The sequence below is a fragment of the Kosakonia sp. genome, from assembly GCF_032104925.1.
In the GTDB taxonomy this organism is placed as follows: domain Bacteria; phylum Pseudomonadota; class Gammaproteobacteria; order Enterobacterales; family Enterobacteriaceae; genus Kosakonia.
Window position 1 is genome coordinate 346449 of record NZ_DAMCGF010000002.1, and the last position, 23099, is coordinate 369547.

Annotated in this window: 25 protein-coding genes; 7 read left to right on the forward strand and 18 right to left on the reverse strand. The window is 53.9% G+C overall.

All coding sequences use genetic code 11. The annotated features are described in order from the left end of the window. Positions 1-88: 88 nt before the first annotated feature. From RT644_RS04700 to mutY, 4 genes are all read right to left on the reverse strand, one after another. Entirely contained in the window at positions 89-1342 is a 1254-nt protein-coding gene (locus RT644_RS04700; protein WP_020455178.1) for a nucleoside permease, read from the reverse strand. A gap of 238 nt (positions 1343-1580) precedes the next feature. Continuing rightward, entirely contained in the window at positions 1581-2663 is a 1083-nt protein-coding gene (gene mltC, locus RT644_RS04705) for a membrane-bound lytic murein transglycosylase MltC (RefSeq protein ID WP_020455177.1), read from the reverse strand. 108 nt (positions 2664-2771) lie between these two features. Beyond that, the gene (locus RT644_RS04710; RefSeq protein WP_020455176.1) at positions 2772-3047 is read right to left on the reverse strand and encodes an oxidative damage protection protein; all 276 of its coding nucleotides are present in this window, start codon (positions 3045-3047) and stop codon (positions 2772-2774) included. Between the two features lie 25 nt (positions 3048-3072). After that, positions 3073-4122, reverse strand: coding sequence for an A/G-specific adenine glycosylase (gene mutY / locus RT644_RS04715; RefSeq protein WP_313626008.1), 1050 nt, complete (start codon positions 4120-4122; stop codon positions 3073-3075). Between the two features lie 142 nt (positions 4123-4264). Here mutY and trmB point away from each other — a divergent pair, with 142 nt between their 5' ends. From trmB to wzz(fepE), 4 genes are all read left to right on the forward strand, one after another. After that, positions 4265-4984: a tRNA (guanosine(46)-N7)-methyltransferase TrmB gene (gene trmB, locus RT644_RS04720; RefSeq protein WP_020455174.1), complete on the forward strand. Its 720-nt coding sequence runs from the start codon at positions 4265-4267 to the stop codon at positions 4982-4984. Beyond that, positions 4984-5310, forward strand: coding sequence for a YggL family protein (locus RT644_RS04725; RefSeq protein WP_086873489.1), 327 nt, complete (start codon positions 4984-4986; stop codon positions 5308-5310). The genes trmB and RT644_RS04725 overlap by 1 nt, the downstream gene beginning before the upstream one ends. Before the next feature lie 55 nt (positions 5311-5365). Continuing rightward, positions 5366-6085, forward strand: coding sequence for a DUF2884 domain-containing protein (locus tag RT644_RS04730; protein WP_313626011.1), 720 nt, complete (start codon positions 5366-5368; stop codon positions 6083-6085). 315 nt (positions 6086-6400) lie between these two features. Continuing rightward, complete coding sequence (gene wzz(fepE) / locus RT644_RS04735) at positions 6401-7507, forward strand: LPS O-antigen length regulator Wzz(fepE) (protein ID WP_313626013.1); 1107 nt, start codon at positions 6401-6403, stop codon at positions 7505-7507. A 54-nt stretch (positions 7508-7561) separates the two neighbouring features. Here the strand turns inward: wzz(fepE) and hemW are convergent, their stop codons facing one another. The 5 genes from hemW to RT644_RS04760 are packed head-to-tail and all read right to left on the reverse strand — an operon-like array spanning position 7562 to position 10869. Further along, on the reverse strand, positions 7562-8698 hold the full coding sequence (gene hemW, locus RT644_RS04740) for a radical SAM family heme chaperone HemW (RefSeq protein WP_313626015.1): 1137 nt from the start codon (positions 8696-8698) through the stop codon (positions 7562-7564). After that, positions 8691-9284 carry an XTP/dITP diphosphatase gene (locus RT644_RS04745; protein ID WP_097406103.1) on the reverse strand — a complete coding sequence of 198 codons (594 nt, stop codon included), beginning with the start codon at positions 9282-9284 and terminating at the stop codon, positions 8691-8693. Before RT644_RS04745 ends, hemW begins: the two co-directional genes overlap by 8 nt. An 8-nt stretch (positions 9285-9292) precedes the next feature. Next, positions 9293-9583 (reverse strand): DUF167 family protein YggU, encoded by a 291-nt coding sequence (gene yggU, locus RT644_RS04750; protein WP_017457573.1) that lies wholly within the window; start codon positions 9581-9583, stop codon positions 9293-9295. Continuing rightward, positions 9580-10146 (reverse strand): YggT family protein, encoded by a 567-nt coding sequence (locus tag RT644_RS04755; protein WP_017457574.1) that lies wholly within the window; start codon positions 10144-10146, stop codon positions 9580-9582. Before RT644_RS04755 ends, yggU begins: the two co-directional genes overlap by 4 nt. Before the next feature lie 18 nt (positions 10147-10164). Next, complete coding sequence (locus RT644_RS04760) at positions 10165-10869, reverse strand: YggS family pyridoxal phosphate-dependent enzyme (protein ID WP_097406104.1); 705 nt, start codon at positions 10867-10869, stop codon at positions 10165-10167. 17 nt (positions 10870-10886) lie between these two features. On the opposite strand from RT644_RS04760, the gene RT644_RS04765 reads away from it, so the two are divergent. Further along, positions 10887-11867, forward strand: coding sequence for a type IV pilus twitching motility protein PilT (locus RT644_RS04765; protein WP_249879857.1), 981 nt, complete (start codon positions 10887-10889; stop codon positions 11865-11867). Here the strand turns inward: RT644_RS04765 and RT644_RS04770 are convergent. Beyond that, the gene (locus RT644_RS04770; RefSeq protein ID WP_313626019.1) at positions 11864-14122 is read right to left on the reverse strand and encodes an FAD-dependent oxidoreductase; all 2259 of its coding nucleotides are present in this window, start codon (positions 14120-14122) and stop codon (positions 11864-11866) included. The two genes, RT644_RS04765 and RT644_RS04770, sit on opposite strands and share 4 nt — an antisense overlap. A 66-nt stretch (positions 14123-14188) precedes the next feature. Here RT644_RS04770 and RT644_RS04775 point away from each other — a divergent pair, with 66 nt between their 5' ends. Further along, entirely contained in the window at positions 14189-14881 is a 693-nt protein-coding gene (locus RT644_RS04775; protein WP_313626021.1) for an IclR family transcriptional regulator, read from the forward strand. Positions 14882-15034: 153 nt separating this feature from the next. Here the strand turns inward: RT644_RS04775 and ruvX are convergent, their stop codons facing one another. The 8 genes from ruvX to metK form a co-directional block, all read right to left on the reverse strand. Further along, positions 15035-15451 carry a Holliday junction resolvase RuvX gene (gene ruvX, locus RT644_RS04780; protein WP_017457579.1) on the reverse strand — a complete coding sequence of 139 codons (417 nt, stop codon included), beginning with the start codon at positions 15449-15451 and terminating at the stop codon, positions 15035-15037. After that, a complete protein-coding gene (locus tag RT644_RS04785) occupies positions 15451-16014 on the reverse strand; it encodes a YqgE/AlgH family protein (RefSeq protein ID WP_017457580.1) in 564 nt (187 codons plus the stop codon). Before RT644_RS04785 ends, ruvX begins: the two co-directional genes overlap by 1 nt. A gap of 120 nt (positions 16015-16134) precedes the next feature. After that, the gene (gshB, locus tag RT644_RS04790) at positions 16135-17082 is read right to left on the reverse strand and encodes a glutathione synthase (RefSeq protein ID WP_097406108.1); all 948 of its coding nucleotides are present in this window, start codon (positions 17080-17082) and stop codon (positions 16135-16137) included. A 13-nt stretch (positions 17083-17095) separates the two neighbouring features. After that, positions 17096-17827, reverse strand: a complete 732-nt coding sequence (gene rsmE / locus RT644_RS04795; protein WP_313626024.1) for a 16S rRNA (uracil(1498)-N(3))-methyltransferase — start codon at positions 17825-17827, stop codon at positions 17096-17098. Between the two features lie 81 nt (positions 17828-17908). After that, complete coding sequence (endA, locus tag RT644_RS04800) at positions 17909-18607, reverse strand: deoxyribonuclease I (RefSeq protein WP_313626026.1); 699 nt, start codon at positions 18605-18607, stop codon at positions 17909-17911. An 87-nt stretch (positions 18608-18694) separates the two neighbouring features. After that, positions 18695-19201 carry a SprT family zinc-dependent metalloprotease gene (locus RT644_RS04805; protein ID WP_017457584.1) on the reverse strand — a complete coding sequence of 169 codons (507 nt, stop codon included), beginning with the start codon at positions 19199-19201 and terminating at the stop codon, positions 18695-18697. Between the two features lie 81 nt (positions 19202-19282). Then, positions 19283-20677, reverse strand: coding sequence for a sugar porter family MFS transporter (locus RT644_RS04810; RefSeq protein ID WP_020455160.1), 1395 nt, complete (start codon positions 20675-20677; stop codon positions 19283-19285). A 402-nt stretch (positions 20678-21079) separates the two neighbouring features. Beyond that, positions 21080-22234: a methionine adenosyltransferase gene (gene metK / locus RT644_RS04815; RefSeq protein WP_020455159.1), complete on the reverse strand. Its 1155-nt coding sequence runs from the start codon at positions 22232-22234 to the stop codon at positions 21080-21082. A gap of 675 nt (positions 22235-22909) precedes the next feature. Between metK and yqgB the strand changes: the two genes are divergently transcribed. After that, a complete protein-coding gene (yqgB, locus tag RT644_RS23615) occupies positions 22910-23092 on the forward strand; it encodes an acid stress response protein YqgB (protein ID WP_141402812.1) in 183 nt (60 codons plus the stop codon). The last annotated feature ends 7 nt before the right edge of the window (positions 23093-23099 follow it).

The window sequence follows — 23099 nt, forward strand, 5'->3', positions numbered from 1 at the left end:
AGATGGTCAAATGGCCACAAAAAACCCGGCGTTCAGGCCGGGTTTTGTCTTTGCATCGTTAACCACCTTCAGGAGATGGTTATCAGTTTCAGGCTTTCTGCGCCACGCCTTCTGGCTCACGCACGTGTTTATACTTAAACAGCATCACGAAGGCGAAGGCCAGCACCAGCGAGTAACCGGCGAAAATCAGCCACACGGTTTTCCAGTCGGTGATGCCCGCAGTGGTGTAAATCTCCACCACTTTGCCGCTCACCATCCCGCCGAGGATACAGCCGAAGCCGTTGGTCATCATCAGCAACATACCCTGCGCACTGGCGCGGATAGCCGGATTCACCTCTTTCTCCACGAATACCGAACCGGAGATGTTGAAGAAGTCGAATGCACAACCGTAAACGATCATCGACAGAACCAGCAGCACGGTACCGAATGGCGTCGGGTCGCCATAAGCAAACAGACCAAAACGCAGCACCCAGGCGATGATACTGATCAGCATGACGTTCTTGATGCCGTAACGGCTCATAAAGAACGGGATCGCCAGGATAAATGCGGTTTCGGAAATCTGCGAAATCGACATCATCACCGACGCATGTGTCACGATGAAGCTGTTGGCGAACAGCGGGTTCGCGTCAAAGCTGTGCAGGAAGGTGTTGCCGAACATGTTGGTGATCTGCAACTCGGCGCCTAACAGCATCGAGAAGATAAAGAAGATCGCCATGCGCTTGTTTTTAAACAGCGCGAAAGCGTTCAGGCCCAGCATTTCCACCCAGGTCTGTTTCTCTTTGCTTTTAGCAACCGGCATATGCGGCAGCGTCAGAGAGAACAGGCTCAGCACCAGCGACAGCGCCGCGCCAATGTAGAGCTGCATGTGGCTCAGTTCGAAACCGGAGAAGCTCACCGCCCACATCGCCAGAATAAAGCCGATGGTGCCCCAGATACGAATCGGTGGGAAATCGGTCACGATATCGTGGCCTGCGGATTTCAGGCGGAAGTAAGAAATGGTGTTCACAAGGCCCAGCGTTGGCATGTAGGCCAGCGAGTTAAGCAGGATGATGGCGAACATTGCGCCTGGCGTGGTGACGCCTGCGGCGATAAATAATGTAATCGCGCCAACCAGATGGCACAGGGCATACACCCATTTTGCGCTCAGCCACTTGTCCGCAACGATACCGAGCAGCGTTGGCATCAGCAGTGATGCAATACCCAGCGAGCTATATACCGCGCCAATTTCCGCGCCCTGGAATTTCAGGGTAACGAACATATAAGAGCCAAGCGTAGTCAGCCAGCTTCCCCACAGGCAGAACTGCAGAAAGATAATGACTTTCAGCTGCAGCTTAAGATTCATGCTAATTTCCTCACAAAGGAGAGTGATAGATGTTGGAATGGGCACAATTGCGTTTGTTATGTGTCAGGATTCTACCATCTACGGGGTGGCGAATTTGTTATGCCCGACATAAAAATGCAAACTTCCTCTGATTGCATTTTTATATGGTGACGTATCTCACACTTTAGCGCAACCGTTTGCATCACTCACATGAATACCTTATGCCTCTTTCGTTGGTACAGACGAAAGAGGCAGCAGATTAGTTGCGACGGTAAGTTTTCTGCGCAGCGTTAACTTTGTAGAGATAGCGGCGGGATTCCGCCGAGGGGTGGCGTGTGGTCAGGGTTTGGTACACATCTCCCGGCGTCATGGTGTTGATGATATTTGCCGCCTGCACTTTATCGGCGGAAAAGACGCGTAACACGCTGCCGGCACCGCCGTTATAAGCGGTAATAACCGCATAGCGCCGCGATGTAGGGTTAGTAATACCGGAGAGATAAATATTGTTCAGCATCGCCAGATAGGCGGTGCCGGTATCGATGTTGCTTTGCGGATCAAACAGATAACTGCGATCGGGCGTACCAGATTTCCCCTGCGCGCGGAACACATCTTTACCGGCGCTGTGCTGCACAACCTGCATTAAACCGAGCGCATCGGAGCGGCTGACGGCGTATGGGTTAAAGGAGGATTCGGTTTGCATAATCGCCAGAATCAGCGATTCGTCGACGCCATATTTATGCGCCGCTTTGCGAACCATACCGACGTATTTATGCGCGCGTTTATCCAGGTGGTTTGGCACCAGGTTAATGGTCACGCTGTAGATCATCCGTAAGCCGTTGCTGCGGCTTTTCAGACGTGTTTGCAGCAAATAGTCCGCAAACTGCGCTGCACGCCATTGCCAGCGAATGGCTTCGCCGTTGTTATCCACCACCTGGCCATAGAGGAACGGCTCTTTCGAGATCTGAATATCGTCGACATCGGAGTAAAGATCGATTGAACCCGGATCGTCGCCCATCAGCAGGGTTTTGATAATCGCCTGGCGCAAATGCGCCGCAGGTTCGGTGCCGGAGATAGTCTCGACGGTGATCGTCCCCTCATCGAAGTTGATGTGGCTGCGGGTTTGGTACTGGTCGGTGTATTTAACGTAGTCTTTCGGGCCTGCAATCAGAACCTCGTTAAATCCCCATAAATTCTCAATATTATGGGCAAATTGACCCATCAGGATGTCAAAACCGTTGGTGTCTTTAATCCAGGCTTCGTTGTAGTCGTCGCCTGTTTTATTCGAACTGGAACAAGAAATCAGCAACGGCGCAATAATCGCTAGCGCTAAATATTTTTTCATCATTCCGGGATGCAATTGTGTTGGTGTGTTAGCGCCGGTGTCTCTGCGCACTGGCAATGCCTTCCCATGTTTTCGCAGCATTACCAGTGATTGCGCGTGAACAGCGGCTTATTTTTTTTCTTGCGGCGTATAGCCTTCAATATGCACGTCTTTACCTTCAAACAGGAAATTCACCATCTCCTCTTCCAGCAGTTTGCGGTGCTCGACGTTCATCATGTTGAGTTTTTTCTCGTTGATAAGCATGGTTTGCTTCTGCTGCCACTGCTTCCAGGCCTCTTTCGAGATCTCGTTATAAATGCGTTTTCCGAGATCGCCCGGATAGAGCTGGAAGTCTTGTCCTTCCGCTTCACGTTGCAGGAAGGTACAAAAAATAGTTCTGCTCATAACATAATCCTCTTTGCTTGCGCGCCTAACGGACTTCGGCACGTAATTGCTGTATCAGGCGTTCCACGGGAGCCGCCAGACCGACGGATGGCGGTTGCGCTAAGTTATACCAAAGACCTGCGTCCTCATCCATGCAAGACGAGAACGAGGACACGCCAAGCCACATAGGCACAATATCCAGATGGAAATGGCTAAATGTATGGCGAAACGCCACAAGTTGGCTGAGATTATCGGCGCTAATCTTCCTCTGCGCCAGCCAGGCCCGCAGACTGGCCTCATCGCTGAACTGCGGGAAGCAGAATAACCCGCCCCACAGCCCGCTCGGTGGGCGCTGCTCAAGATATACTTCGCCTTCATGCTGCATCAGCAGGAAATATCCGGTGCGCTCGGGCAGCGTCTGTTTCGGTTTTTTACCCGGATATTGCGCCCAGGTGCCGGAAGCATAAGCTTCACAGCCCGTTTGCAGCGGGCAGAGCTCGCATTTCGGTTTCGAACGGGTGCAAACCATCGCGCCCAGGTCCATCATCGCCTGGTTAAAGCGCTCGACGCCCTGAGCCGGTGTGACGTCTGTGCTGATCTCCCACAACCGTTTTTCCACTTCTTTCTTTCCGGGCCAGCCGCCGACAGCGTAACAGCGCGCCAGCACGCGCTTCACGTTGCCATCGAGAATGGGAAAGTGTTTACCCAGCGATAAAGAGAGGATAGCGCCCGCGGTCGAGCGGCCAACGCCCGGAAGCGCGGCGACTTCTTCGAAGGTCTCCGGGAAGTGCCCGCCGTGCTGGTTAGCCACCTGCTGCGCGGCTTTATGTAAGTTGCGCGCTCGCGCGTAATAACCCAGACCAGTCCACAAATGCAGCACTTCATCCAGTGGTGCATTCGCCAGATCGCTCACGGTTGGGAAACGCGCCATAAAGCGCTGGAAGTAGGGGATTACGGTTGTCACTTGCGTTTGTTGCAACATCACTTCCGATAGCCATACTTTGTAAGGCGTTTTTTCAATTTGCCAGGGCAGCGTTTTTCGCCCGTATTTGTCGTACCAGCCCAGCACCTGGGCTGAAAATTGAGACGCTTGCATGGTCACCAGAATCACGTAATCAGGGGCGAAGATTGCAGCACAGAGGCGCTGAGCTGTAAACCGGAACTTTCCGGTGCTTGCATCGGGCGATGAACTTTGGATAATGCCCGTTTCCTGAACACTCTCACAAGCAGATCACTTTATGAATAACGACGTCATTTCACCGGAATTTGATGAAAACGGCCGCCCGTTGCGCCGCATTCGCAGCTTTGTCCGTCGCCAGGGCCGCCTGACGAAAGGGCAGCAACACGCGCTGGATAATTACTGGCCGGTGATGGGCGTTGAGTTCACTGAGCAGCCGCTGGATTTCGCCACGCTGTTTGGCCGCACAGCTCCTGTCACGCTGGAGATCGGTTTTGGTATGGGCGCGTCGCTGGTTGAAATGGCGAAAACGCGACCGGAGCAGGATTTCCTCGGCATTGAAGTACATTCGCCGGGCGTTGGCGCTTGCCTCTCCTCCGCACATGAAGAGGGCGTTGAAAACCTGCGCGTAATGTGCCACGACGCTGTAGAAGTGTTGCACAAGATGATCCCTGACAATTCTTTGAATATGGTGCAGCTCTTTTTCCCTGACCCGTGGCACAAAGCGCGTCATAATAAACGCCGCATCGTTCAGGTACCCTTTGCTGAACTGGTGAAAAGCAAGCTCAAGCTGGGCGGTGTGTTTCATATGGCGACAGACTGGGAAGCCTACGCGCAGCATATGCTGGAAGTGATGACTTCCATCGACGGTTACAAAAACCTGTCGGCGACAAACGACTTTGTGCCGCGTCCAGAGTCGCGCCCGGTAACCAAATTTGAACAGCGTGGCCATCGTCTTGGTCACGGCGTATGGGACTTAATGTTCGAGAGGGTGAAATAATGGCAACAAACCGCAGCCGTCGTTTGCGTAAAAAAATGCATATCGATGAATTTCAGGAACTGGGTTTTTCTGTTGCATGGCGCTTCCCGGAAGGCACCAGCGAAGAGCAGATTGATAAAACGGTTGATGACTTTATTCAGGAAGTGATTGAGCCGAACAAGCTGGCGTTTGACGGTAGCGGTTATCTGGCGTGGGATGGTCTGATTTGCCTGCAAGAGATTGGCAAATGTACTGAAGAGCATCAGGCCATCGTGCGTAAATGGCTTGAAGAACACCAGGTGACCGAGGTGCGCGTGAGCGAACTTTTCGACGTTTGGTGGGACTAACTAAAACATAAGGGGCCAGCATTTGCTGGCCCGTTTTGTCTCTACAGGAGTTTTTATGATGCGCAAAACGCTACTGGCGGCGGCTCTAACGCTTACAGCATTCGCGGCTCAGGCCGACTATCAATGTAGCGTCACGCCGCGTGACGATGTGATCATCAATCCGCAAACCGTGCAGGTGAAAGGCGAGAACGGCAATCTGGTTATCACACCGGATGGCAACGTGATGTTCAACGGCAAACAACCGACCCTTAGCGCCGCTCAGCGCGAGCAGGCAAAAGATTACCAGGCAGAACTGCGCAGCGCGCTGCCGTGGATTGACAATGGTGCGCGTAGCCGCGTGGAGAAAAACCGCATTGCGCTGGATAAAATCATCGTCAAAGAGGTCGGTGAAAGCAGCAGCATGCGTGATCGCCTGACCAAGCTAGATGCGCAATTAAAAGAGCAGATGAATCGCATTATTGAGCATCGTAGCGATGGCCTGACCTTCCACTATAAAGCGATTGAGCAAGTGCGTGCGGACGGCCAGCAACTGGTGAACCAGGCGATGGGCGGCATTCTGCAGGACAGCATTAATGAAATGGGCGCGAAAGCGGTGCTGAAAAGCGGCGGTAACCCATTACAAAACGTCTTAGGCAGCCTCGGCGGGTTACAGACCGCTATCCAGAACGAGTGGAAAAACCAGGAAGCGGATTTCCAGCAGTTCGGGAAAGATGTTTGTAAGCGTGTAGTGACGCTGGAAGAGAGCCGGAAGGCGTTAACCTCCCAGTTGAAGTAATGCCTTGACACAGCCTTCTCTTTGATGGAAAGGTTGTGTCTTGTTTCAAATATTAAATTTCCGCTGATATATTTCTAAATATATAAAATACACTTTTCAATCTATCTTCGCTCTATTATTGTGCTTTAGGGGAATAAGCTCTTATTGGTTAATTAAAGTGCAATCAACTGAAAAAAACTACAAAATATGGTGGGTTTTGAATAAAATCTATGAATATCTGTGAGTTAAATTGCCTTTGATATACTTTCAGAATGTTCTTGTTGATGATAATATCGCGGCTTCAAATCATGGACGCGATTCTCACTATAAAATCTTATGTCATCACTAAATATCAAATCTGAACATACCCCTTCATTTTATGAGAATCAGCCTGTTCCACTTAGAAACCATGAAATAGACCTGCTAAATTTGGTGGGTGTTTTGTGGAAAGGTAAAGTTTTCATCATTGCGACTGTGCTGTTATTTACTGTCGTGGGTTTTTTTATTGCCGCATTATTGCCACAGAAATGGACCAGTTATGCTGAGGTGACTGCGGCAGAAAAAATCCAGTGGACGGAATTACAGAAAACGCTGGTCGCGCTGCAAGTGCTGGATGTAAAAGTTCCTGTTGATGCTAATGAAATATTTAATCTTTTCCTGAAAAAGTTTAACTCTCAGTCATTGAAAGAAGAGTTTCTTGCCTCTTCTCCGTTGGTTTTAGGTAAGTTGCAGGATCAGAATTTTGATCAACACGAATTGCGTCGCGCCGTCGTGTTGCTATCGGAAAAAATTAAAGCCGTTAATAGTATCAAACCGGGCAGTGTTGACACTTCGCCCTACGCTTTATGGTCGCTGAGTTTCACCGCGCCGAGTGCGCCGGAAGCCCAGCAAGTGCTTAAAAGCTATATCGATTATGTGTCAGCTCAGGTGGTGAAAGAGACGCTGGATACACTGCGTAGCGATGTTGAAGTGCGTAAAAATTACGAAAAAAACATGCTTGAGATGGATCGTGTGCGCATCACCACGAAACATGATGCCAAGATCAAGCGCCTGAATTACTCGCTGGAAGTTGCGAATGCTGCAGGCATTAAACGCCCGGTCTACAGTAATGGTCAATCCGTACAGGATGACCCTGATTTTTCTATCGCGCTGGGCGCGGATGGGATCGCTGAAAAGCTAAGAATTGAAAAGTCGCTTAAAGATGTTACTGAGTTAAACGCGGATTTCCAGAACCGGGAATATATGTTGTCGGAGCTGGAAAAAGTTAACATCAAAGATATTGAGTTTTCCCCGATCAAATACCAGCTGACGCCCTCTCTTCCGATGAAAAAAGATGGTGCTGGCAAGCCATTAATTCTGATTCTGGCAGCGATGATCGGCGGGATTATTGCATGTGGTATTGTTCTGCTGCGCCACGCAATGCGCCAGCGTAATATTTACTAGTAGCAGAATGTTCCCTGGCTGGCTGTTAAAATAACCGAACGGCCAGCACCGGAATTATTCGGAAAGAAATAGTTCCAGTAGGGAATTAAGAAATAATTTACCGTGTTCTGTTATCTGCCAGTTCTCTTCACTTTCCGTCAAATAATTCAGCTTCAGTGCTTCCTCAATTTGCGGGCGAATAACGCGCTCATCCAGGCCGGTATAGCGTGAAAAATCTGCACGCGGTGCGGGTTCCAGCAGGCGGAAACGGTTCATAAAGAATTCAAACGGTTTATCTTGCGTCTCCACATCGTGCTGCTTATCCAGGTAATTGCCCTGCATATAACCGCGTGGATGACGGGTTTTTGCCGTGCGCAGGATACGCCCATCCGGCAACGTCACTTTACCGTGCGCACCGCAACCAATCCCCAGATAGTCGCCAAAACGCCAGTAGTTGAGATTGTGCTGACACTGGTAGCCAGGTTTTGCGTAAGCCGAGGTTTCATATTGTTGATACCCGGCGGCGGTCAGGATCTGGTGGCCCTGTTCGAAAATGTCCCAGAGCGCATCGTCGTCTGGCAGCACCGGAGGGCGTGATCCAAACAGCGTATTAGGTTCAATGGTGAGCTGATACCACGACAGATGCGGCGGGTTGAGCGCAATCGCCTGGCGCAAGTCGTCCAGCGCTTCTTCCAGCGACTGATCCGGCAGGCCGTGCATTAAATCAAGGTTAAAGCTGCGTAGCCCCAGCCCGCTCGCCAGGTGCGCGGCGCGTTTGGCTTCCTGCGGGCCGTGAATACGCCCCAGGCGCTGTAACTTCGTTTCGCTAAAACTTTGTACGCCAATGGAAATGCGGTTCACGCCGGCACGCTGGTAGTCGACAAAGCGGTCGGCTTCCACGGTTCCGGGGTTGGCTTCCATGGTTATTTCTGCATCCAGTGCGAGCGGCAAACGCGCACGTACGCCGTCCAGCAATGTTTGCATTGCCGGACCAGAGAGCAGGCTCGGCGTACCGCCACCAATAAAAATGGTCTTTATTTCACGTCCCTGCGCGTAGGCGACATCGGCATCGAGATCGTTAAGCAAATGCTGAACGTAGTCGTCGTGTGGCACTTCGCCCTTTAATGCGTGGGAATTGAAATCGCAGTACGGGCATTTCTGTACGCACCACGGAATATGTATATAAAGGCTCAGAGGCGGCAAATCAGCCATTACGCAGTGCTTCCAGTAACAGTTTCAACGCTTGTCCACGGTGGGAGATCGCGCTTTTTTCTTCGCGGGTGAGCTCCGCTGCGGTTTTGCCCTCAGCAGGGACAAAGAAAATCGGATCGTAGCCAAAGCCGCCGTTACCGGCAGGCTGCCGCGTAATCACGCCAGGCCAGCTGCCGTGGCACACCAGCGGGGTCGGGTCATCCGCATGACGCATATAGACCAGTACGCAATGGAATTGCGCTTTGCGCTCAGCGTCCGGCACATCTTTTAGCGCGTCGAGCAGTTTTTCCAGATTCTGCTGGTCGCTGGCATCAACGCCGGAATAACGGGCGGAATAAATGCCCGGCGCACCGCCGAGGGCATCGACAGCCAGGCCTGAATCGTCGGCAATCGCAGGCAGGCCAGTAACTTGCGCTGCGTGGCGCGCTTTGAGGATCGCGTTTTCAATAAACGTCAGGCCGGTCTCTTCGGCGGACTCGACGCCCAACTCAGTTTGTGCGACAACATCAAAGCCAAAATCATTCAGCAGCGAGGCCAGCTCGCGCACCTTACCGGCATTACCGGTAGCGAGGACAACTTTTTGCATAGCGGATCCTAATGTATCAGCGCCGCGACTTCCGTCGGGATCTGTTGCGGATGTGAGATTTTAATCTGTTTGTGGCGGCCCAGTTCGCCTTTTTCAATCACGACCTGGTTTTTTGCCACGCGGAACTGCTTAGCGAGGAATTTTACCAGGTGCGCATTGGCCTGGCCGTCCACTGGCGGGGCGGTGATGGCGACTTTTAACTCGTCGCCATGCAGCCCGATAATGGCGTCACGACTGGCTTTAGGCTGAATATACAGCCGCAACACCAGCCCGTCTTCACAGGTAACAACGGCACTCATAGTGCCATCCACAGCCCCGGCAGCAGAATATCGCCGGTAGATTGCAGCAATTCCGCAATCCCCATATTCAGAACATACAGCAGCAGCACCAGAATCATCGGTGAAAAATCGATGCCGCCCATGGCCGGCAGCAGACTGCGGATTGGGCGCAGCAGCGGCTCGGTCAACTGCATGAGCACATATTCCACCGGGCTGCGTCCCTGACTGACCCAACTCATGATGGCCATTACCAGCAGCACCCAGAAAATCATCAAGCCGATGGTTTTGAGTAAAATCAGCAGGGCGGAGGCCCAGATAATCGGCTGGAAGGTGATGACCATAAAGATCAGTATCGCTTTAATAAACGACAGAACAAAAGCAATCAGCAGCGAGGCGCTATCCAGCGGCCCCATCGCGGGCAGTACGCGGCGCAGCGGCCCGACAATCGGCTGCGTGGCCTTGACCACGAACTGCGAAAACGGGTTGTAAAAATCGCAGCGTGCCCACTGCATCCAGACACGTAACAGCAGAACCATTGTGTAGAGTTCAATCACTGTCGAGAGCAGGAAAGTCAACGTCTTCATGGCGTTCCTCAGTTTTCCTTAATTTTTCGTGTAATCGCGCGCACCAAAAATGGCCGTACCAATGCGCACCATCGTGCTTCCCGCCGCAATGGCGGCGGTCATATCGTCGGACATGCCCAACGACAGGGTATCCACCGTCGGATAGCGTGTTTTCAACGCTTCAAATGCTACAGCCATTTGCCGTGCCACGGCAAACTGGCGTTCGTAATCTGTTTCCGGCGCAGGTATCGCCATCAACCCGCGCAGGCAAACGCCGGGTAGCTCGGCTACTTGAGCGGCCAGCATATCCAGCTCGCTGAGCGCAATGCCGGATTTGCTCTGCTCATCACTGATGTTGATTTGGATAAGCACATTCAGCGGCGCTAACGTTGCCGGGCGCTGCTCGCTTAAACGACTGGCAATACGCAACCTGTCTACCGTGTGGCACCAGTCGAAGTTCTCCGCCACCAGACGGCTTTTGTTGGACTGTAGCGGGCCAATAAAGTGCCATTGCAGACCCTGAACGCCCAGTTGCCTGAAGTGGTTAATTTTATCCACCCCTTCCTGAACATAGTTTTCACCAAAAGCACGTTGCCCGGCGTCGATCGCTTCTGCGACAACGCTCGCAGGTTTGGTTTTGCTCACTGCAAGCAATGTCACTTCTTCTGAAGCACGGCCGCAGCGCGCTGCGGCGGCTGAGATTTTGTCCCGGACCTGTGCCAGGTTATGCGCAATATCGTTCATGATTCCAGGATGGCTATATGGATATAGAAGAAATAGTGGCGCTTAGTGTAAAGCATAATGTCTCGGATCTACACCTGTGCAGTGGCTCTGTGCCGCGCTGGCGGCAGCAAGGCCGCCTTGAACCTGCGCCGTTTGAAATAGCGGATCTCGCCGGGCTGATTGATTTGCACCTCAATACGGCTCAGCAGCGTCTGTGGCGAGAGCGGGGGCAGGTCGATTTTGCCCTGACGACAGCCGCGGGGCACAGGCTGCGGGCAGGAGCCTTTACGCGTCACGGTGGTGTTTCGCTGGCGTTACGCTTGCTGCCGCAAAGCTGCCCACTGCTCAGCGAGCTGGACGCCCCTGCGCCGTTGAGCGAATTACTTGGGCGGGAAAACGGCCTGATTCTGGTGACGGGCGCGACCGGCAGCGGCAAATCCACCACTCTGGCAGCCATGGTGGATTATCTGAATCAGCATAACGATGCGCATATTCTGACGCTGGAAGATCCGATCGAGTTTGTTCACACCAGTAACCGCTGCCTGATTCAGCAGCGGGAAGTGGGTCTGCATTGCATGTCATTTGCTGACGGCCTGCGCGCGGCGCTGCGTGAGGATCCGGACGTGATCCTGCTCGGTGAGTTGCGCGACAGCGAGACCATCCGTCTGGCCCTGACCGCCGCAGAAACCGGGCATCTGGTGCTGGCGACGCTGCATACGCGCGGTGCGGCACAAGCGGTAGAGAGGTTGGTCGATACCTTTCCGGCGCAAGAAAAAGATCCTGTGCGCAGCCAACTGGCGGGAAGCCTGCAGGCGGTGCTGGCGCAAAAACTTGAGGCGGACAAGCGGGGAGGGCGAGTGGCGTTATTCGAGTTGCTGATCAACTCGCCGGCGGTGGCGAGCCTGATCCGCGAAGGCAAAACCCACCAGTTGCCCGGCGTAATGCAAACCGGTCAACAGGCGGGGATGCAAACCTTTGCACAAAGCCACCAACAGCGAGTGCTGCAAGGCTGGCTTTAGCGGATGTTTAGCGAGTAAACCGCGGGCAGCGCGCCCGCCGTTTTCAGGATCTCCAGCCTGACGCTGCGCACCGTCAGCGGTACTTCCAGCCTGTGCTGGCACACCGAATGGTGGTTATTTTCTACCTCGGCCAGGAGCTGTTCATCGGCCCACAGACGGTAGTGCGTGATGCAATGCGGCGTTACGGCATAGTGATGACCCATCTGGACCGACTCCATCGCGTTATCGAAGTCGTTGTCCTGCACCAGCGTCAGATGCCGCAGCGTTTGTGGCTCCGCCCAGCGCCAGATGATCTCCGGGGCGACATCATCTGCGGCCGGTGTCCATGCGTTGATTTGCTGCTCCGGACGCAAGCGGCCATTTAATACATTCTGCGCACACCAGCCATTCAGTGGCTGGCTGAAACGCAGGGCGGGGAAGATCTGCTGCGGATGGCGGCGTGGAAGCCAGAAATCGAACTCGTCGACGCCATAATCGCCATCTGCGACCTGCCGGGTGTGTTTTGCCACACGGGCGTTAAGGCTGTTAAAGACCGTCATAAGGCCTGGCAGGTGGGTATTCGTGAGCGCAATTTCGATATTTTCCTGCGCTTCGAAAGCGACAAATACGTACTGATCGCGATCGCTTTGCCACTGGAAGGCCAGGGTGTGCTCTGCTTCGCCGGAGACCTGAAGCGCGTTTTCGTCGTATTGATAGTCCGGGGTGAAGTTCCCGGCGCGTGCACTGCCAAGCAGCGAAACCGCCAGTGGCTGCGGTGTTGATGCCCGTAAACGCAGTGTCATTTCGGGCAGTTGCGCGCCTGCGCGTACGGGTAACAGTATCGCCATGCGCTCCGAAAGCGACTGCCAGTTGCCGTTGGGTTCCAGCTCGCTCAGTTGGTATTCGCTGCTGGCGCTGACGGTGGCGCCTTGCGCCGGGTCGTTCAGCCACTGGCGTGGGATATAACAGCCAGTGGCCTGTAAATGTTGCTGCAAAGCGCTGATATGCTCCCGCTGCGCCAGTTCACGCGGCAGCAGGTTAAGTGCCTTACACTGCGCAGCGGCGCGTCCGACAACTTCGCCCAGCAGACCGCAGGTACACATTACGCGGGCGCTGCCGAAGGCGACATGCGAGGCGGAGATGAGCCGCCCGGTAAGCAATAAGTTATCGAGCGAGCGGCTGTAGAGGCTGCGAAACGGAATGGTGTAGGTGCCTTTGCTGTGAAACTGCCGACAGCCGTCGTGGGTGCTGTACACGCCATCAGCCGGGTGCAAATCTATCGACCAACCGCCATAACCCACGGCATCATAGTGATCGCGTTGCTCAATAATGTCCTGCTGGCACAGCAAATGATCGCCAAGGAAACGGCGGCTTTCGCGTTTGCCGGGGATCGCGCCGACCCATTCGATAGTCATACTGGCAGCTTCAGGGAATTCGCCAGAGTTTTTAATATGATCCCAGACGCCCCAGACAATCTTCCACAGTTCCCATTTGATCTCTTCACTTTCGTGCACGGTATCGAGGCGGCCTCCCCACTCCAGCCACCATAAATCGCAGCCGTTCAGTGTTGACGTCAGGCGCTTGTAGCGCGGGATTGCGGTGATATCTCTCAGGGCGAAAGAGGGGGGAACAAACTTGACCGGCCCGGCGGTTTGCTTCGTGTAGAAATAGATGGAGTGGCCCAGCTTATGGCCAAAATTGTCACCGGGCGCCATTTTTTCACCCAGTTCTTCCTCTTCTTCCGCGCCTTCACGGTATTCTGCGCCCGCCAGAAAACCGAGCACGCCGTCGCCGGTAGCATCGCAGAACTGCGCGGCGCTTACGCTGTAAAAGGTCTCGTTAATCGGGTTGAAGGCTTTTACCGCAGTGAGGGCATTTTCCGTTTTTTCGACCTCAAAGACGGCGGTATTGAGCAGCAATGTCAGCCCCGGCTGGCTTTTGGCAAGATCCAGCAACACGAGGTCGAACATCACCGGGTTTCCCTCTTTGTTCCGCCAGAGGTTCTCTTCCATGATTTCGCCCATGATGCCGCCTTCGCGTGCCCAACGGTTATTATTACCCATATGGGAGGTTGCGCCGTTGGCCCACAGACGCACTTCGCTGGAGGCATTTCCGCCAAGCACCGGTCTGTCCTGAACGAGCACCACTTGCAAGCCATCTCGCGCTGCCGCCAGCGCGGCGCAAAGCCCCGCCAGCCCGCCACCCGCAACTAACAGGTCTGCCTGCAGTTGCTGCGTTGGAAATGTTCTGGCATCGGTTTGAGGAAAGATTTTCATAACCTTGTTTCCTTCTTTACTGGCGGTAAAATCGGTTTTTCGAGCAACCTGAAAAGTGAACCTGCAATGTCTTCACAACCCAATCAAAGCCTGATCGACGGCATTCGCTGCCTGCAGTATCTGGTTTCCAGCGATCGCGCCATTGGCTGTCGCGAACTGGCTCGCCTGATGGGCATTAACACAACCCGTGTAAACCGGTTGTTGATGACCATGGCTTCTATTGGCCTGACGATGCAGGACGCACAGCGCCGCTATCTGCCCGGTCCCGGTATCCATGCGCTGGCAGCGCAGGCTATTCGTGGTTCGGCACTGTTTTCCCTGGCACTGCCACTACTGGAAAGCCATGCCCCGAAAGATATCGTGGTGGCAATGGGCGTGCTCTGGGAGGATCAGGTGATCTATATCTATCACTCCGAGCCCGGTAGCCAGGTCAGCCAGGCGCTGGCTGGTTTTCATATGCTTCCGGCCTGGCAGTCCGTCATCGGCATGGCGTTACTGGCGGCAGAAAGTGATGAAACCCTGCAACAGCGCTTTAGCGAAGAGCAGTGGCAACTGCTTGGTCCGCATGTTGCCGAGCAACGCGAGCGCGGCCATGTGGTCTGGCACCATGATGACGGTGAAGTCTCGATGGCAAAACCGCTTGGGGCGCACTCTGCCGCACTTGCCTTTGCCGGAATGTGGCACGTTGACGACACGGTAGTGGACACACGGCTGCAGGCACTTCACGCGCTGGTCGAACGCCTGACGGAAAAATCCTGACGCTGGCTAACGCCACTGTGTTTCTTTTATAGAAACACGCGATGAAATGCAAAAAGCACAGCCAGAAACTGTGAGAACGATCGGCAGAAAGCCGCGAACAGGTCGCGGCTTTCGTCGGGTCAGGAACAGGGAGAACGGCTGGTCGGGGCAGGTTCAGAAATGTTGTTCGAAGTAGCTCTCAAGGATGATGACTGCGGAAGCGGAATCGACACTTCCTTTGTCGAGCGCGCGAAAACCGCCGCGTTCAAACAGCCCGGCGCGGGCTTCTACGGTGCTTAAACGCTCATCATGCAGCGTCACCTGCACGCCAAAACGGCCATGAACTTTATTGGCAAAGTTACGGGCACGGGCGGTAAGGGGTTGCTCGGTGCCGTCCATATTCAACGGCAAACCCACAATGACAGACTCGGGCTGCCACTCTTTTAACAGCTTTTCGATAAGCTTCCAGTCCGGTGTGCCGTCCTGCGCTTTCAGCGCGCTGAGTGGGCGAGCGGTACCCGTGATGCGCTGCCCGATGGCAACGCCAATGCTTTTGGTACCGAAATCAAAGGCTAACAGGGTTCCGCTCATCAGGCGTGCCCTGCCACGCCAGGCATGGTAGAGATATCGATACCGATAAGTTTCGCCGCTTCACGCCAGCGATCGGCGATCGGCGTTTTAAACAGAATGTTGAGATCCGCAGGCGCAGTGAGCCAGGCGTTATCAAGGATCTCCTCTTCGAGCTGCCCTTTCTCCCACGAGGCATAACCCAGCGCAACCAGCACTTCGCTCGGTTGCTCTGCCGTGCCAAGCGTCTCCAGCACATCGCGCGAGGTGGTGATCACGGTGTTATCCGACACGCGAATGCTCGACGAGAATGCCGCTGGCGGCGTGTGCAGAATAAAACCGCGATCTTCAGCCAGCGGGCCGCCAAGCAGCACCGGTTTATCCAGGCGGATTGCCGGATCGCGTTCTGTGGGCTGGATTTTGAGCTTTTCCAGAACACCTTCCACTTTCAGGTTTTCCAGAGGCTTATTAATAATCAGCCCCATCGCACCTTCATCGTTGTACTCGCAAATGTAAACCACGGAGCGACGAAAGAGGGGATCCTGAAGAGCAGGCATGGCAATAAGAAAGTGATGCTGTAAATTCATTGTCAGAGGTTCTGTTTCCTGGTTCAAAAAAGCGACAGCCTAGTATGGGGGGAAAGCGGAGTGCTGTCACTAGCCAAAGCTGGCGAGGGGCGGGATCCGTCCCGCACCTTTCTATGACAGTTATTTTCCGAGGCGTTTCTCGATAGCGTCCATCAACATACCGGTAATGGAGATCGGGAATTCCGCTTCGATTTCGCGAATGCAGGTTGGGCTGGTGACGTTAATTTCAGTCAGGCGATCGCCGATAATATCCAGTCCGACAAAGATCAAGCCTTTGGCTTTCAGCACCGGCGCGACTTTACGCGCGATAGCCCAGTCGCTTTCGCTTAACGGACGCGGTTCGCCGCGTCCACCTGCGGCGAGGTTACCGCGAGTTTCACCGCCCTGCGGAATGCGTGCCAGACAGTAAGGCACCGGTTCGCCATCAACGACCAGCACACGTTTGTCGCCATCTTTGATGGCGGGCAGGTAGTTTTGCGCCATGCAGTAGCGGCTGCCCAGCTCTGTGAGCGTTTCGGCGATAACCGAGAGGTTTGGATCGCCCTCTTTCACGCGGAAAATTGAGGTACCGCCCATGCCGTCCAGCGGCTTAAGAATGATGTCGGTGTGCTTCTGCCAGAAGGCTTTTAACTGTGCTTTGTTGCGCGTAACCAGCGTTTCCGGGGTTAACTCCGGGAACCAGGCGGTGAACAGTTTTTCGTTGCAGTCGCGCAGGCTCTGCGGCTTGTTAACGATCAGCGTGCCTTTTTCTTCCGCGCGTTCAAGGATGTACGTCGCATAAATATATTCGGTATCGAACGGCGGATCTTTACGCATCAGGATGGTGTCCAGCTCAGCGAGAGCAAGATCCTGTTCGCTGCCGAATTCATACCATTTGTCGTAATTGTGTTCGACGGACAACGTGCGGGTACGGGCGCGGGCTTCACCGTTAATCAGATAAAGATCCGCCATCTCCATATAGTGCAGCTCGTAGCCGCGGCGCTGAGCTTCCAGCAGCATGGCGAAGCTGGAGTCTTTTTTGATATTGATGTCCGCGATGGGATCCATCACTATACCGAGCTTGATCATTCTGCTTCTCCTTTCAACCCAGGTCGCCGAAGCGCACCTGAAGCGCGGTGATGGCGGTAAGCGCCGTAGTCTCTGTGCGTAGCACACGGGGGCCTAACAAAATATCTGTGAACTGATAACGCGCGGTCATCGCAATCTCGTCGGCGGATAACCCGCCCTCCGGGCCAATCAGTAAGCGCACGCGTTCAACGGGCAGCTGCAGCGTGTTAATGCTCTGGCTGGCGCGCGGATGCAGGTTCAGCTTTAAGCCTGTTTCCTCTTCGGCGCACCAGGCTTCGAGATCCATGGCCGGACGTATTTCCGGCACCCGGTTGCGGCCGCACTGTTCACAAGCGGCAACGGCAATTTTTTGCCACTGCTGAAGCTTCTTGTTCAGGCGTTCAGCATCCAGTTTAACCCCGCAGCGCTCAGAAAAAAGTGGCGTAATGAGGCTTACCCCAAGCTCAATCGATTTCTGGATAGTGAATTCCATTTTTTCACCACGCGACATCACCTGGCCGAGGTGAATATGCAGCGGCGATTCACGATCGTCCACTTCACTGCCAAGAATTTTCACCACCACGCTTTTTTTATCGGCGCGGATAATTTCGGCCTCAAACACCTGATTGGAGCCGTCGAAAAGCTGAATGGCCTGGCCTTGGCCCATACGCAGCACGCGGCCGACATGGTTAGCGGCATCTTCGCTGAGGGCGATATCATGGCCTGGCTGGATAAGTTCTGGGTGGTGGATGCGGGGAATGCGCATGGTATTTCGAATCCGCTTAGGTTGCAGCCCCGGCCGGAATTAACGGGCGGGGCGGACTGTAACAAATGCCGCTAGTGTAGGTTAGCTCTTTCGCGCCATGCAAGCGCGCTGCACGTAAGGGTTATGGTTGCCCTGCACGTTGGCGATGCGCTCGTCACGTTTGCACTCCCAGTCGGTTACCGGATAAAGCTTGTCCCAGGCGGTGAAAAGCTGCGTTTGCTGGCGTGAAAGGCTAAGTTGGTACTGGTCACGCATATAGAAATAGGTACGGGCAATCGCACCGCGAGCGCGTTCCGGCGGCTCGGCGAGTTTTTCTTTGAAATCGATTTTCATGCCGCATTGGCCATACTGGCTTGCACCGCCGTTCCATTGACCGTACATAAAGTTGCCGCGATCGCCGTTTACCTCGCCGACGGCGGGTTGCAGGTTGTGCATATCGCTTTCGATTTTACGGTACACCGGATCCTTGGCGCAGTTTTTACGCCCGCCATCCTGCCAGCACTGGCGCAGATGGCCGAACTGCCAGGCTGGCATGACATGTTCCCATTCGACCCGGCTGGCGCGGTTTTCGTTTTTACGCACCTGATAGCCGCAAGACGCGAGGTCGATAACCCCTTTTTTACCCTGCCAGTTAATTTTACAGCCGCAGTAAAAATCTCCCGGCACATCGGCGTTAACTTTGACGCCCGCTGCTTTGGCCTGGGCAAAACTGTTGATGCCGTCCGCTGCGAAGGCGGGAACTGCTATCAGCGCGAAGAAGAGTGAGATAAAACGAAACATGGCGAACTCCCTGTCAAAACGAGTTCGCAACGTAGCGGAAGCTGTTGCCTGATGCAATCAGTTCGCGCGGAAAACTTCTTAATGGATTCAGTTACTCGCGCCGGCAGCCAGCGGCTCGCCGCAGTGTACGCAGCGGTAAACCGCCTCGCCGCGCAGCACGCGATTGTGTCGCCGTACCGTTAACTGGTGCTGCTGGCATTTGCAATGGTATGGGAAAGTATTGGGCCGCACAGATTCCAGTTCGAACTGATGTGTGCGGCGAGCGGGCACACCGAGCACGCTCTCCATCATCCACTTCCACTCTTTACCGTGCGGCGCGACGCGACCAAAGTGCTTCCACACCAGCAAGTGGGCAAGTTCGTGAGGAACCACCTCTTCAATAAACGCCTGCTGGTTTTCGAGTAGCAATACGGGGTTAAGTCGGATTTCGTAATCAGCCAGCCAGGCGGTGCCTGCCGCCGTGCCGCGCTGTTGATATACCAGTTTCGGTTCCGGGTAGTTGCGCCCCAGTTTCAGGTTCGCTTGCGCGAGTTTATCCCGCAGGCTGCGCATCACGGCTTGCTGAAGAGCGATTGGAAGACGGGGAGTTTTCATAAGTGCAGAGAATAGGTGGGGCGGGGCAGGAGTGCAACAGGCAAAAAGCAAAGGCTTCCTCCGCAGAGGAAGCCTTTAAGGTTAGTTGTGGGAACCAATTTCGCGCAGCGGGCGGCCACGCATCAGGTTACGCTCAATGTGCTCCAGCGAAACATGTTTTGTTTCCGGCACCAGCCACAGCGTCAGCACGATGAACAAGACGTTCAGACCGCCGTAGACCCAGAAGGTGTTGGCGTTGCCCAGCGTGTTCAGCATGGTCAGGAAGGTTGCGCCGACAATCATGTTGGCAATCCAGTTGGTCGCGGTGGAGCAGGTGATACCGAAGTCGCGGCCTTTCAGCGGCTGAATTTCGGAACACAGTACCCAAATCAACGGACCGGCACTCATGGCAAAGCCAACAATAAACATCAGCAACATGGCAACAGCAAAGTATTGTGCCGATGGCGAGTGGATACCCAGATGCAGCATGGTACCCAAAATGCCCATACCAGCCGCCATCACCAGGAAGCCCAGCACCAGCGTGGGTTTGCGTCCCCAGCGATCGACAAGACCGATGGCAATAAAGGTCGCCAGTACGTTAGTCAGACCGACGATCACCGTGCCCCACATCTGCTCAGTGGTATTGGTGTAGCCCGCCAGTTCAAAGATCTTCGGCGCGTAATACATGATGACGTTCATCCCGGTGAACTGCTGCATCACCTGCAACAACACGCCAAGGAACACCGCGCGGCGGAAGTTGCTGTTCTCTTTGAACAACGCCCAGCCGGTCTGTTTTACCTGCAGGCTTTCGCGGATCTCTTCCAGCTCGTTTTTCGCTTCGGCGCTGGTATCGCGCAGGCGCAACAACACGCGTTCGGCGTCATGGAAGCGGCGCTTGGCGGCAAACCAGCGCGGGCTGTCCGGCAGGAAGAACACGCCAATCAGCAGCAAAATCGCCGGAATGATGATAACGCCCAGCATCCAGCGCCATGCGCCGCTATAGCTGAACGCGGTGTCAGAGAGATAAGCGCCCAGAATCCCGATAGTGATCATCAACTGATACATGGAAATCATGCTGCCGCGAATTTTTTCCGGCGCGATTTCAGAGAGATACAGCGGCGCGGTATAAGAGGCAATACCAACCGCCAGACCGAGCAGTACGCGGGAAATAATCAGCACTTCCACGTTTGGTGCGGCCGCAGAACAGAGCGAACCGATGACAAACAAGATCGCGCCAATCATCAGGCTTTTTTTACGCCCGAGGCGCCAGGAGAGCCAGCCGCTGCCGACGGCGCCAACGGCGGCACCGAACATCATTGAGCTGACCACCCACTCCTGCGTGTGTGCGCTAATCTGAAAATCTTTGGTAATAAAGGGCAACGCACCAGCGATTACCCCAATATCCAGGCCAAAAAGCAGTCCTGCCAGTGCAGCGAGGAAACAAACAAAGAAGGTCATTGCCTTGTTTGAATACCCCTGTTTTTTATTGTCAGGCATTATGCCCTCCATTCATGTCATTGGTTTTTTCGATGTAAAAGGTAGGCCACTCATCACTAAAAATACGTGATTTACATCACATGAGTGTAATCGGTTACATTGCAATAAGGCCGTCAATGTAAATAAAAGTGTTAATTATTATAGAATTGTTGGGCGGTAAAGGAGAGGGGGCGCGGTGAGTTTCAGACTAAACCGAAACGGAATGTAACAGTCATGTTATGTTCGTTTTTCAAAAGGAAAAGTCTGAAAAATCAGCGAAGCGCAGCGGTGTAATCGCTTTCAGATAAATGCGGTGTGGGATAAGTGAGTATAGGCGCTGGAAAAAATCGCGGCGGAATGAACCGGTGTCAAAAATAAAAAGGCCAGCACAAGGCTGGCCTGAACGGCAACGCGGCCAGAGAATTATTCCAGACCGGCAGCTTCACGCAGCAGCGCCGCTTTGTCGGTTTTTTCCCATGGGAAAGTTTCACGCCCAAAGTGACCGTATGCGGCGGTTTGTTTGTAGATCGGATGCAGCAGATCCAGCATCTGGATCAGGCCGTACGGACGCAGATCGAAGAACTCGCGCACCAGCAGCGTCAGCTGTTCGATGGCAATTTTCTCCGTACCGAACGTTTCCACCATGATGGAGGTCGGTTCAGCCACACCAATAGCGTAAGAAACCTGGATTTCACAGCGATCGGCAAGGCCTGCCGCAACGATGTTTTTCGCCACGTAACGCGCAGCATATGCCGCAGAACGGTCAACTTTTGATGGATCTTTACCGGAGAATGCACCGCCGCCGTGACGAGCCATGCCGCCGTAGGTATCAACGATGATTTTACGCCCGGTCAGACCGCAGTCGCCCATTGGGCCACCGATAACGAAACGGCCAGTCGGGTTGATGAAGAATTTGGTTGAGGCATTCAGCCATTCGGTCGGCAGGATCGGTTTGATGATCTCTTCCATCACCGCTTCTTGCAGGGATTTCTGATCGATCTCTTCTGCGTGCTGAGTAGACAGAACTACCGCGTCGATGCCGACGATTTTGCCGTCGTCATACTGGAACGTCACCTGGCTTTTCGCGTCCGGACGCAGCCACGGCAGCGTGCCGTTTTTACGCACTTCAGCCTGGCGCTGAACCAGACGGTGAGCATAGGTGATCGGTGCTGGCATCAGCACGTCGGTTTCATTGGTCGCATAGCCAAACATCAGGCCCTGGTCGCCAGCGCCTTGTTCCAGCGGGTCTGCACGGTCAACGCCCTGGTTGATATCCGGAGATTGTTTACCAATTGCGCTCAGTACGGCGCAGGAGTTCGCGTCAAAGCCCATGTCAGAATGCACATAGCCGATTTCACGGACGGTGTTACGGGTGATCTCTTCGATATCTACCCACGCGCTGGTGGTGATTTCGCCACCTACCAGTACCATGCCGGTTTTGACGTAGGTTTCACAAGCAACGCGTGCTTTCGGATCCTGCTCAAGGATAGCGTCCAGCACGGCATCGGAAATTTGGTCAGCAATTTTGTCAGGATGCCCTTCAGAGACGGACTCGGACGTAAAAAGGTGTTTTGCCATAGTAAGTTTTCACCCTGGAGTAATACGGTTAGCTCGAATTCTGTGTCCGGAGGTCTTCGCGTCTGGCGGACGCGGACTGCAGAAGGTGACACATGAAGTCTGCGTGTTAATCGGTCTGCGCATACATTCTTCACGTATGGACGGATTAACATCTGGATGGCTATTCTAGGTTAATTCTTGACCCTAATGCCAGCGTTTTTTGATGCTCGCCACATCCTGTCACAAATAGTGACGGAAAATTTTCCTGGCAATGCGGCAAACACAGCTTTTTTATTTTGCATTTTCACCCCGTTCTCGGTATAAAACGCCGCGCGCGGCTCATTAAAAAAGCGCACGGCAGAAACGCTGTGTCGCCACTTCCAGCCGGGTTAAGCAGTGAATTTAATGGCTTTGGCTTGTCGCGGGTCTTAACGGCTTGCGTGGAGGTGATAAGAGATAATGAAGCGCTGTTTTCTACAGGACCTGTCGCGTCGTTCTGACGTGCGTTTATTCCCCGCAACCTGCATTTCAAATCTGCAAACCTGCCGATGTTATACCCATTTCGGCGCTTCTCAGGACTCCAGAGCCGGTAAGGCATTGTGATAACTGAACAAGGGCTCTCCTGTTAGATCAGGGGTTTTCTCGTGGTTTCGCCGGGCTGTCATACTCGAGTCCCGATACGTGTTTTACAATGATATGAATAAGAAACCGGTCGCACAGTCGGTGCTTCAGCATATTGCGCTGAAAAGTCAGGCTGTTTATGGGTTGTTATCGCTATGTGTCACTGCGATAGTAGTCAACTATTTTATCCGTATGCATTTTCGCGCGGCCGCCTTTGGGCGTCGTGATGTGCACAGGGTATACACTTTCATCTATTGAGGTTCGT